The sequence below is a fragment of the Streptomyces sp. NPDC056347 genome (assembly GCF_042262625.1).
In the GTDB taxonomy this organism is placed as follows: Bacteria; Actinomycetota; Actinomycetes; order Streptomycetales; family Streptomycetaceae; genus Streptomyces.
On record NZ_JBHJQP010000227.1, the window covers coordinates 1 to 10,614 of the forward strand.

The 10,614-nt window shown below is 74.5% G+C and carries 9 protein-coding genes; 8 read left to right on the forward strand and 1 reads right to left on the reverse strand.

Annotated elements, in window-relative coordinates:
• Positions 1–101 precede the first annotated feature (101 nt).
• From coaBC to ACFCV8_RS33000, 3 genes are all read left to right on the forward strand, one after another.
• A complete protein-coding gene (coaBC, locus tag ACFCV8_RS32990) occupies positions 102–1,304 on the forward strand; it encodes a bifunctional phosphopantothenoylcysteine decarboxylase/phosphopantothenate--cysteine ligase CoaBC (RefSeq protein WP_376689180.1) in 1,203 nt (400 codons plus the stop codon).
• A 240-nt stretch (positions 1,305–1,544) separates the two neighbouring features.
• Positions 1,545–2,753, forward strand: coding sequence for a methionine adenosyltransferase (gene metK, locus ACFCV8_RS32995; RefSeq protein WP_376689181.1), 1,209 nt, complete (start codon positions 1,545–1,547; stop codon positions 2,751–2,753).
• Positions 2,754–2,876: 123 nt separating this feature from the next.
• The gene (locus ACFCV8_RS33000; protein WP_376689182.1) at positions 2,877–5,021 is read left to right on the forward strand and encodes a primosomal protein N'; all 2,145 of its coding nucleotides are present in this window, start codon (positions 2,877–2,879) and stop codon (positions 5,019–5,021) included.
• Positions 5,022–5,109: 88 nt separating this feature from the next.
• Here the strand turns inward: ACFCV8_RS33000 and ACFCV8_RS33005 are convergent, their stop codons facing one another.
• Positions 5,110–5,655 carry a hypothetical protein gene (locus ACFCV8_RS33005; RefSeq protein WP_376689183.1) on the reverse strand — a complete coding sequence of 182 codons (546 nt, stop codon included), beginning with the start codon at positions 5,653–5,655 and terminating at the stop codon, positions 5,110–5,112.
• Between the two features lie 227 nt (positions 5,656–5,882).
• On the opposite strand from ACFCV8_RS33005, the gene fmt reads away from it, so the two are divergent.
• The 5 genes from fmt (at position 5,883) to ACFCV8_RS33030 (ending at position 10,558) form a co-directional block, all read left to right on the forward strand.
• Entirely contained in the window at positions 5,883–6,815 is a 933-nt protein-coding gene (gene fmt / locus ACFCV8_RS33010; RefSeq protein ID WP_376689184.1) for a methionyl-tRNA formyltransferase, read from the forward strand.
• A gap of 73 nt (positions 6,816–6,888) precedes the next feature.
• Positions 6,889–8,322, forward strand: a complete 1,434-nt coding sequence (locus ACFCV8_RS33015) for an RsmB/NOP family class I SAM-dependent RNA methyltransferase (RefSeq protein ID WP_376689185.1) — start codon at positions 6,889–6,891, stop codon at positions 8,320–8,322.
• Between the two features lie 60 nt (positions 8,323–8,382).
• Positions 8,383–8,544: a DUF4253 domain-containing protein gene (locus ACFCV8_RS33020; RefSeq protein ID WP_376689186.1), complete on the forward strand. Its 162-nt coding sequence runs from the start codon at positions 8,383–8,385 to the stop codon at positions 8,542–8,544.
• Positions 8,545–8,702: 158 nt separating this feature from the next.
• Complete coding sequence (rpe, locus tag ACFCV8_RS33025; protein WP_376689187.1) at positions 8,703–9,386, forward strand: ribulose-phosphate 3-epimerase; 684 nt, start codon at positions 8,703–8,705, stop codon at positions 9,384–9,386.
• A 155-nt stretch (positions 9,387–9,541) separates the two neighbouring features.
• Positions 9,542–10,558 carry a sugar-binding transcriptional regulator gene (locus ACFCV8_RS33030; RefSeq protein ID WP_376689188.1) on the forward strand — a complete coding sequence of 339 codons (1,017 nt, stop codon included), beginning with the start codon at positions 9,542–9,544 and terminating at the stop codon, positions 10,556–10,558.
• Positions 10,559–10,614: the final 56 nt, after the last annotated feature.

Consider the following 10,614-nt stretch of genomic DNA (forward strand, 5'->3'; position numbering starts at 1 on the left):
AGCCATGGCTGCCGGGCCCGCGGCGTGTCCGGGGCGGCCTGGGGCGGGTGGCCGCGGTGAGGCAGCATGGGGGTGTTCGTATCCGAGTGCGGGGAGACGCAGTGGACAAGCCGAAGGTCGTTCTGGGGGTCAGCGGAGGCATCGCCGCGTACAAGGCGTGCGAGCTGCTGCGCCGGCTGACCGAGTCCGGTCACGACGTGCGGGTGGTGCCGACCGGGTCCGCGCTGCACTTCGTGGGAGCCGCCACCTGGTCGGCGCTCTCCGGGCACCCGGTCTCCACCGAGGTCTGGGACGACGTCCACCAGGTGCCGCACGTCAGGATCGGGCAGGAGGCCGACCTGGTGGTCGTCGCCCCCGCCACCGCGGACACGCTCGCCAGGGCGGCCCACGGCCTCGCCGACGACCTGCTCACCAACACGCTGCTCACCGCCCGCTGCCCGGTCGTCTTCGCGCCGGCCATGCACACCGAGATGTGGGAGCACCCGGCCACCCGGGAGAACGTCGCGACCCTGCGGCGCCGCGGCGCCGTCGTCATCGAGCCCGCGGTCGGCCGCCTCACCGGTGTCGACACCGGCAAGGGGCGGCTGCCCGACCCCGCGGAGATCTTCGAGGTCTGTCGCCGGGTGCTGGCCCGGGGTCCGGTCGAACCCGATCTGGCGGGCCGCCACGTGGTGATCAGCGCGGGCGGTACGCGCGAGCCCCTCGACCCGGTGCGTTTCCTCGGCAACCGCTCGTCCGGCAAGCAGGGCTACGCCCTGGCGCGTACCGCTCTCGCGCGTGGCGCCCGGGTGACGCTGATCGAGGCCAACACCGGTCTGCCCGACCCGGCCGGTGCCGACATGGTGCGCGTGGGGACCGCCGTGCAGCTGCGCGAGGCCGTGCTGAAGGCCGCCGCGGACGCCGACGCGGTCGTGATGGCCGCGGCGGTCGCCGACTTCCGCCCCGCCGAGTACGCCCAGGGGAAGATCAAGAAGAAGGACGGCCGGGAGCCCGCCCCCATCGCCCTGGTCCGCAACCCCGACATCCTCGCCGAGGTGTCCGCCGAGCGTGCCAGGCCGGGACAGGTCGTCGTGGGCTTCGCCGCCGAGACCGACGACGTGCTCGCCAACGGCCGCGAGAAGCTCCGTCGCAAGGGCTGCGACCTCCTGGTCGTCAACGAGGTGGGGGAGCGCCGAACGTTCGGCTCCGAGGAGAACGAGGCGGTGGTGCTCGCGGCCGACGGCGGAGAGACCCAGGTGCCGTACGGACCCAAGGAAGCGCTCGCCGACACGGTGTGGGACCTCGTGTCGCCGCGGCTCGGATGAAAATCCTGTGTCGGGTTCCGGCAGGCCGAATCCCTTGAAATATGGGGGTAAAACGTGCGATCCCCAGGGTTTCGGACTGCCTGGGAGAGGAGTGTGGAGGGTCACAGATCGCTCAAAGGGCGAGACATGCTGTCCGCCGGACGAATACGACCGATAAACTGGCGCTGGACTATGCCGGGCGCAGCTCCCGGCAGTCCGCCAAATGATCAGCCAGCAGCCGCTGCAACCCCAGGGAGCGATGTGTCCCGCCGTCTCTTCACCTCGGAGTCCGTCACCGAGGGCCACCCCGACAAGATCGCCGACCAGATCAGCGACACCATTCTCGACGCGTTGCTCCGCGAGGACCCCCGGTCCCGCGTCGCCGTCGAGACCTTGATCACCACTGGTCTGGTCCACGTAGCGGGTGAGGTCACGACCAAGGCCTACGCCGACATCCCCACCCTTGTCCGCAACAAGGTCCTGGAGATCGGCTACGACTCCTCGAAGAAGGGCTTCGACGGCGCCTCCTGCGGTGTCTCGGTGTCCATCGGGGCGCAGTCTCCCGACATCGCGCAGGGCGTCGACACGGCGTACGAGCAGCGGGTCGAGGGCGACGAGGACGAGCTCGACAAGCAGGGCGCCGGCGACCAGGGCCTGATGTTCGGCTATGCCTGCGACGAGACGCCCGAGCTGATGCCGCTCCCGATCCACCTCGCGCACCGGCTCTCCCGGCGGCTCTCCGAGGTCCGCAAGAACGGGACCATCCCGTACCTGCGCCCCGACGGCAAGACCCAGGTCACCATCGAGTACGACGGTGACAAGGCCGTCCGCCTCGACACCGTGGTGGTCTCCTCGCAGCACGCCAGCGACATCGACCTCGACTCGCTGCTCGCGCCCGACATCCGCGAGTTCGTCGTCGAGCACGTGCTCGCGCAGCTCATCGAGGACGGCATCAAGCTCGACACCGACGGCTACCGGCTCCTGGTCAACCCGACCGGGCGCTTCGAGATCGGCGGCCCGATGGGCGACGCCGGCCTGACCGGTCGCAAGATCATCATCGACACCTACGGCGGCTACGCCCGGCACGGCGGCGGCGCCTTCTCGGGCAAGGACCCGTCGAAGGTGGACCGCTCGGCCGCGTACGCCATGCGCTGGGTCGCGAAGAACGTCGTCGCCGCGGGTCTCGCCGCCCGTTGCGAGGTCCAGGTCGCGTACGCGATCGGCAAGGCCGAGCCGGTCGGCCTGTTCGTCGAGACCTTCGGCACCGCCGCCGTCGACACCGAGAAGATCGAGCACGCCATCGGCGAGGTCTTCGACCTCCGTCCGGCCGCGATCATCCGCGACCTCGACCTGCTCCGCCCGATCTACGCCCAGACCGCCGCCTACGGCCACTTCGGCCGTGAGCTGCCCGACTTCACCTGGGAGCGCACCGACCGGGTGGACGCGCTGCGCACGGCGGCCGGGCTCTAGGCCGGCCGCTGCCCGTACCGTACGCCGGGGCCCGGACACCGCACGCGGTGTCCGGGCCCCGGCGCGTTCGGCCCCGGTTCCTCGATGCGGCCGCTGTCAGTGCCCTCTGATAGGAATTTGGCTGTGAGCAGCGAGAACAAGCGGTCCGAGGACCCCGGCGACGAGGCCCCGGAGCAGCTCGCGCTGATCAGGGAGACGGTGCGCCGGGCCGACGTGCCCCGGGCCAAGCCCCGGACCTGGCGCGGCGCCGCGCTCGCCAAGGAGCTGCCCGTCGCCCGGGTGCTCGTCAACAAGGGCGCCCTCCATCTCGACCAGTACTTCGACTACGCGGTGCCCGAGGAACTGGACGCCGAGGCGCGGCCCGGGGTGCGGGTCCGGGTCCGGTTCGGGGCCGGGGGCCGCCAGGTCCGGGGCGGCCGCCGCGAGGGCGGGGGGCTGATCGACGGCTTCCTGATCGAGCGGCGCGCCGAGTCGGACTACCAGGGCGCCCTCGCGGCGCTCGCCTACGTGGTGTCGCCCGAGCCGGTGCTGGGGCCGGAGCTGCTGGCCCTCGCCCGCGCCGTCGCCGACCGGTACGCGGGCAGTCTCGCCGATGTGATCCAGCTCGCCGTGCCGCCGCGCAACGGGAAGGCCGAGTCGAAGCCCTCGCCCGCGCCGCTGCCGCCGCCGCCCGTGCCGCCGGCGGGGAGCTGGCAGCGGTACGCGCAGGGACCGGCGTTCCTGCGGGCGCTGGCGGAGGGGGGCGCGCCCAGGGCCGTATGGACGGCGCTGCCCGGGCCCCACTGGCCCGAGGAGATCGCCCGGGCCATGGCCGCCACCCTCGCGTCCGGGCGCGGCGCGCTGCTCGTCGTTCCCGACGGCCGGGCCGCCGCGCGGGTGGACACCGCGCTCACCGCGCTGCTCGGCCGGGGGCGCCACGCGCTGCTCACCGCCGACTCCGGGCCGGAGAAGCGGTACCGCGAGTGGCTCGCCGTCCGGCGCGGCTCGGTGCGGGCGGTCGTCGGGACCAGGGCGGCCATGTTCGCCCCGGTCGCCGACCTCGGCCTGGTCGCCGTCTGGGACGACGGGGACGCCAGCCACAGCGACGACAACGCCCCCTTCCCACACGTGCGCGAAGTGCTCGAACTGAGGGCCGCGCACAGCCGGTGCGCCTTCCTCCTCGGCGGCACGAGCTGCACGGTGGAGGCCGCCCAGCTGGTGGAGAGCGGCTGGGCGCTGCCGCTGCGCGCCGACCGGGAGCAGCTGCGGACCGCGGCCCCCCTCGTGCGTACGGTCGACGACGGGGAGCTGGCACGGGACGGGGCGGCGCGCGCGGCCCGGTTGCCCAGCCTGGCCTGGCAGACGGTGCGGGACGGGCTGCGCCGCGGCCCGGTGCTGATCCAGGTGCCCCGCCGCGGCTACGTGCCCCGGCTGGCCTGCGAGCGCTGCCGCGAGCCCGCCCGCTGCCGGCACTGCGCGGGGCCGCTCCAGGCGCCCGACCAGCGGGACCTCGACTGCGCGTGGTGCGGGCGGCCCGAGACCGCCTGGCACTGCCCGGCCTGCGGCTCCGGGCGGCTGCGGGCCCGGATTGTCGGCGCCCGGCGGACCGCCGAGGAGCTGGGCCGGGCCTTTCCCGACGTGCCCGTGCGGACCTCCGGCCGCGACCACATCCTCGACGCGGTGCCGGACATGCCCGCGCTGGTCGTCAGCACCCCCGGTGCCGAGCCGGTGGCCGAGGGCGGCTACGCGGCGGCGCTGCTGCTGGACGGCTGGGCGATGGTCGGTCGCCCCGATCTGCGGGCCGGTGAGGAGGCGCTGCGGCGCTGGACGGCCGCCGCGGCGCTGGTGCGCGGGCAGCCGGAGGGCGGCACGGTGGTGGTCGTCGCCGAGCCGACGCTGCGGCCGGTGCAGGCCCTGGTGCGCTGGGACCCGGTGGGGCACGCCCGCCGTGAGCTGGCGGACCGGGCCGAGCTGGGCTTTCCCCCGGTGTCCCGGATGGCTTCGGTGGCCGGTACGCCGGAGGCGCTGGCCGAGTTCCTCGCGGCGGCCGAACTGCCGCCGCAGGCCGAGACACTGGGCCCGGTCCCGGTGCCGGCCGCCGCGCCGGGGCGGCCCCGCAGACCCGGCCAGGCCCCGCCCGGGGAGTCCTGGGAGCGGGTGCTGCTCCGGGTGCCGCCGGGCAGCGGGGCGGCGCTGGCGCACGCCCTGAAGACCGCGCAGGCGGCACGGCTGGCCCGGGGCGGCGGCGAGCGCGTCCGAATCAGGGTCGATCCGCCGGACATCGGCTGACGGCCGGGACCTGGAAGAGCGCCCCGGCATGGGGCTGCCCCGCCGCACGGGGCGTGCGACGGGGCAGCGGACGGGCGGGTGTGGGCGGTCAGCCGTTGCGCGGGCCGGGGAAGGCGCCCGGGCGCAGGTCCTCGCGCAGTGACGGGCGGTCCGTCGACGGCTGCGGCGGCATGGAACGGGCTGCGGGCACGGCGGGCAGCGCGGGCGAACCGGCGGATCCCGGGACGGGCAGGCCGTGCGGCACGGCGGCCTCCCCGGCGGTCTCGGCCGCCCCCGGCTGCCGGGTGTTGCGGCGTGCTCCGTAGCGGCGGTGCACCGCCTGCTTGGTGACCCCGAGCGCGGAGCCCACCGCGTCCCAGGAGAAGCCCAGCGAGCGGTCGAAGTCGACCGCGGCGGTGACCAGCGTCTCGACGCTGTCGCGCAGTTCCTGTGCCAGCCTGACGGTGGGGGCCGGGGCCCTGCCGTAGACGACGAAGCCCGTGGACGGGCCGGAGCGGCGCGGACGGTAGACGTTGCCCAGTTGCGCGGTGAGCGTGCGCAGTGCGTCCACCTGCCGCCGGACCCGCTCGATGTCCCGCACCAACAGATGCAGACTGGCCCTCGCTTGGGCGTCGTGGGTTGCGTGGTCGGCCATGAAGAAGCCTCTCGAACCGGCGTTGAAAGGGATCGGGCCGCACCAGGGCGGCTCGCTTCGGTCAATCTCTCTTGACCAACGCCCGAGCTGTGGTTCTGGTCACGCTTCAGGGGCGCGTACGCCCTACAAAGGGGCGCACGGGCATGCGTACGCCCCCTGATGCTCCGGCCCATAGACTTGTGCGTTGCTCGTCACCGCACTTCGGCCCGAGAGGCAGTCAGCCACCCATGAAGCTCGTCTTCGCAGGCACCCCCGAGGTAGCCGTACCCGCCCTGGACGCCCTGATCGCCTCCGACCGGCACGAGGTGGCCGCTGTCGTGACCCGGCCCGACGCCCCCGCCGGCCGGGGACGCCGCCTGGTCGCCAGCCCGGTCGCCGAACGCGCCGAGGAGGCGGGCATCGAGGTGCTCAAGCCCGCCCGGCCGCGCGACGAGGACTTCCTCGCCCGGCTGCGGGAGATCGCCCCGGACTGCTGTCCGGTCGTCGCCTACGGGGCGCTGCTGCCCAAGGCGGCGCTCGCCGTGCCCGCCCGCGGCTGGGTCAACCTGCACTTCTCGCTGCTGCCCGCCTGGCGCGGCGCGGCCCCGGTGCAGCACGCGGTGATGGCCGGGGACGAGCTGACCGGCGCATCGACCTTCCTGATCGAGGAGGGGCTCGACTCCGGCCCGGTGTACGGCGTCCTCACCGAGGAGGTGCGCCCCACCGACACCAGCGGCGACCTGCTCACCCGGCTGGCGTTCGCCGGAGCGGGGCTGCTCGCGGCGACGATGGACGGCATCGAGGACGGCACCCTGCACGCCGTGGAGCAGCCGGCCGAGGGCGTCACCCTCGCCCCGAAGATCACCGTCGAGGACGCCCAGGTGCAGTGGTCCGCGCCCGCGCTCCGGGTCGACCGGGTGGTGCGCGGCTGCACGCCCGCGCCCGGCGCGTGGACCCTGTTCCGCGGCGAGCGGCTGAAGCTGATCCAGGCCGTGCCCGTCCTCGACCGCACCGACCTGGCCCCCGGCGAGCTGTCCGCCGCGAAGAACAACGTCCACGTGGGCACCGGATCGCACGCCGTGGAGCTGCTCTGGGTCCAGCCGCAGGGCAAGAAGCCGATGCGGGCCGCGGACTGGGCGCGCGGGGTACGGATCGCCCCCGGCGAGCTGCTGGGGAACTGAGGAACATTCCGGCCGCGGCGGCGACGTAGGCTGGGAGGGTTCGCCCCCTCACCCCCAGCGGAGCACCTTTCACGTGAACGACCAGCAGCGTCGCCGTCCCGCCAAGCCCCATCGCCGTCCGCAGAAGGACCCGGTCCGCTTCCTCGCCTTCGAGGCCCTGCGGGCGGTCGACGAACGCGACGCGTACGCGAACCTCGTCCTGCCCCCGCTGCTGAAGAAGGCCCGTGCCAAGGGCGACTTCGACCACCGGGACGCGGCGCTGGCGACCGAGCTGGTCTACGGCACGCTGCGCCGCCAGGGGACGTACGACGCGATCGTCGCGGCCTGCATCGACCGGCCGCTGCGCGAGGTCGACCCGCCGGTCCTGGACGTGCTGGACATGGGCGTGCACCAGCTGCTCGGCACCCGCATCCCCACCCACGCGGCGGTCTCCGCCAGCGTGGAGCTGGCCCGGGTGGTGCTCGGCGAGGGGCGGGCCAAGTTCGTCAACGCGGTGCTGCGCAAGGTCGCCGCGGACGACCTCGACGGCTGGGTGGCCCGGGTGGCCCCGCCCTACGAGGAGGACGCCGAGGACCACCTCGCCGTCGTGCACTCGCACCCGCGCTGGATCGTCTCGGCGCTGTGGGACGCGCTGGGCGGCGGCCGGGCCGGGATCGAGGACCTCCTCGACGCGGACAACGAACGGCCCGAGGTCACCCTGGTCGCCCGCCCCGGCCGCGCCACCACCGACGAGCTGCTCGACGCGCTCGGCGAGGAGAACGGCCTGCCGGGCCGCTGGTCGCCGTACGCCGTGCGGATGGCGGAGGGCGGCGAGCCCGGCGCGCTGGAGGCGGTGCGCGAGGGCCGGGCCGGGGTCCAGGACGAGGGCAGCCAGCTGGTGGCCGCCGCGCTGGCCGCCGTACCGCTGGAGGGGAGCGACAGCCGCTGGCTGGACGGCTGCGCGGGCCCCGGCGGCAAGGCCGCCCTGCTGGCCGCGCTCGCCGCGGAACGGGGCGCCGCCCTGCTCGCCGCCGAGAAGCAGCCGCACCGGGCCCGGCTCGTCGAGCACGCCCTGGCCGGGAACCCGGGCCCGTACCAGGTGATCACCGCGGACGGCACCCGGCCGCCGTGGCGGCCCGGCAGCTTCGACCGGGTGCTGATGGACGTGCCCTGCTCGGGCCTCGGCGCCCTGCGCCGCCGCCCGGAGGCGCGCTGGCGCCGCCGCAAGGAGGACCTGGAACAGTTCGCGCCGCTGCAACGCGCCCTGCTCCGCGAGGCTTTGAAGGCCGTCCGGGTCGGCGGTGTGGTCGGCTACGCCACCTGCTCGCCGCATCTCGCGGAGACCCGGACGGTGGTCGAGGACGTGCTCAGGGGGCGCGGCGGCCAGGCCGTCGAGGCGGAGTGGGTGGACGCCCGCCCGCTGATGCCGGGTGTGCCCGCGCTGGGCGACGGCCCCGACGTACAGCTCTGGCCGCATCTGCACGGCACGGACGCGATGTACCTGGCGCTGCTGCGGCGTACCGCCTGAGCTCCGCGGTCGTCCGCGACCGGGAGCGCCGGTTCCGGGCCCGCGTCGCTGCGTCTCTCCGTGGCCGCCGGGCCCACGACCGCCGGGGAGGCCCTGCGGGTCGCGGCCGAGCACTTCGCCTTCTGCCCGGACGACGTCCGGCAGAGCCGGCGGCCGCAGCCCCCGGCCGCGTGCGCCGAGCGGATCCTCGGCGCCGGCCGGTGGGACTTCTGGTGGAACTGATTCGCTGGGGCGCCGGGCCGGCCGGGCGCCCGCGCCCGCCCGAATCGCCACCTATGGAGTGGCCGGAGCCTCATGATCACGCGAACTGTAATGATCCCGTGAGGCTTTGGCCCGCACCAAGGCGGGGAAGTGGCGCGGAACATGGCAGTCTTGGGGGCATGGCCCAGATCAACCCCAGCATCCTGTCCGCCGACTTCGCCCGCCTCGCCGAGGAGGCCGAGGCCGTCGAAGGCGCCGACTGGCTGCACGTCGACGTGATGGACAACCATTTCGTGCCCAACCTGACGCTCGGCGTGCCGATCGTCGAGTCGCTCGCCCGGGCCACGGACACCCCGCTGGACTGCCACCTGATGATCGAGGCCCCCGACCGCTGGGCCCCGCAGTACGTCGAGGCGGGCGCCGGTTCCGTCACCTTCCACGCGGAGGCCGCGGCGGCCCCGGTACGCCTCGCGCGGGAGATCCGCGCCAAGGGTGCCCGCGCGTCCATGGCGCTCAAGCCCGCGACGCCGATCGAGCCGTACGAGGACCTGCTCCCCGAGCTGGACATGCTGCTGATCATGACGGTCGAGCCGGGCTTCGGCGGCCAGGCCTTCCTGGACATCATGCTGCCGAAGATCCGCCGCACCCGTGAGCTGATCTCCAAGCACGGACTCGAACTGTGGCTCCAGGTCGACGGCGGGGTCTCCGCCTCCACCATCGAGCGGTGCGCCGAGGCCGGAGCCGACGTCTTCGTCGCGGGCTCGGCGGTGTACGGGGCGAAGGACCCGGCCGAGGCGGTGCGCGCGCTGCGCACCCGGGCCGAGCAGGCCACCGCCTCGGCGGCCTGGGCGTGCGGCCACTGACACCGCCGCCGCGGTCCGTCCCTCCCGCTCGCGGGTCGGGCAGGCCAAGGGCAGATGAACGCGGTCCGACGAGGCCGATCAGGGGGCGCCGGATCTGACAGGATGAACGGCGTATCGAGAGTGTGAACAGCAGTGAGGAGAGCGCGGTGTCTGCAATGTCGGCGGGCCGGTCCGCCCTGCGGATGGGGCCCGCGGAGCTGGTGCAGGCGGCGGCCATGGCCCGCCGCTTCTACCTCGAGGGAAAGTCGAAGATCCAGATCGCCGAGGAGTTCGGGGTCAGCCGCTTCAAGGTGGCCCGGGTCCTGGAAACGGCACTGGAACGCGATCTCGTGAGGATCGAGATCCGTGTCCCCGCGGAACTGGACGCCGAGCGCTCCGACGCGCTCCGGGCCCGCTACGGGCTGCGCCACGCGGTCGTCGTCGAATCCCCGGCGGAGGAGCAGGACGACGCACCGGACCCGGAGAACCTGGGCGAGGTCGCGGCCGATCTGCTCGGCGAACTGGTGAACGAGGGCGATGTGCTGGGGCTGGCCTGGGGCCGCTCCACCATCCACATGGCCGCGGCGCTCGACCGGCTGCCGCCGTGCACGGTCGTGCAGCTCACCGGGGTGTACGACGCGGGGACGGCGGAGCGCGGCTCGGTCGAGGCGGTCCGGCGGGCCGCCCAGGTCTCCGGCGGCGAGGCCCACCCCATCTACGCGCCGATGCTGCTGCCGGATCCGGCCACGGCCGCGGCCCTGCGCCACCAGACGGGCATCGCCCGCGCCTTCGACTACTTCGACAAGGTGACCGTCGCGGCGGTGTCCATCGGCTCCTGGGAGCCGGGCATCTCGACCGTCCACGACATGCTCTCCGACCAGGAGCGGGCGCACTACGCCTCGCTCGGCGTCGCGGCGGAGATGTCGGCGCACCTCTTCGACACCGAGGGCCGTCGGGTCGGCCGGGACCTGGGCGAGCGGTGCATCACGGTCGAGGCCGACCGGCTGCGCCGGATTCCCGAGGTGGTGGCGATCGCGGGCGGCCAGCGCAAGGCCGCGGCGATCGGAGCGGTGCTGCGCTCCGGTCTCGTCACCAGCCTGGTGACGGACACGGCCGCGGCGGACTATCTGCTGACCGAGTCGGCGGCGCCGCTGCGCCCGGCGCTGGAGCGCGCCGACCCGGACGGCGACTGACCGGCGACCGGCCCGGGACACGGGTCCGCCCGGACGGCGCGTACGTCGTCCGGGCG